Raw genomic sequence first — 521 nt, 5'->3', positions numbered from 1 at the left:
CCTCGCGCTGGAGGTCGGACACCTCACCGTGCATCCCGAGGGCCGCCCCTGCCACTGCGGCAGCCGCGGCTGCCTAGACGTGGAGACCGACCCGCTGGCCTTCCTCACGGAGGCGGGACGCGAGCCCGGCCCCGAGGTGTCCCTGCTCCAGCAGTCCATCGACCTGGTCCGCCACCACTACGACGAACCGGGCGTCCGCACCGCCACCGAGGCGCTCATCGACCGGCTGGGCCTCGGGCTCGCCGGCCTGGTCAACATCCTCAACCCGGACCGCATCATCCTCGGCGGCCTGCACCGCACCCTCCTCGACGCCGACCCCGACCGGCTCCGCGCGGTCGTCGCCGACCGCAGCCTGTGGGGCCAGAGCGGCGGCGTCCCCATCCTGCCCTGCACACTCGACCACAACAGCCTGGTCGGCGCCGCCGAACTGGCCTGGCAGCCGGTGCTGGACGACCCGCTCGGGGCACTCGCCTAGGGCCTGTCGTTTGGATCATGCCGGCGTCGCGGGGCGTGGCACGCGC

Annotated in this window: 1 protein-coding gene; it reads left to right on the top strand. The window is 73.9% G+C overall.

Annotation, left to right across the window (positions count from 1 at the left end):
• Positions 1-475, top strand: a 475-nt coding sequence (locus SSQG_RS03315; RefSeq protein WP_003988277.1) for an ROK family protein, incomplete at its 5' end; no start/stop codon positions are given.
• Positions 476-521: the final 46 nt, after the last annotated feature.

The sequence above is a fragment of the Streptomyces viridochromogenes DSM 40736 genome (assembly GCF_000158955.1).
GTDB lineage: Bacteria > Actinomycetota > Actinomycetes > Streptomycetales > Streptomycetaceae > Streptomyces > Streptomyces venetus.
The sequence above is the reverse complement of the archived record's forward strand: the minus strand, read 5'-3'. Positions and strand labels throughout refer to the sequence as shown.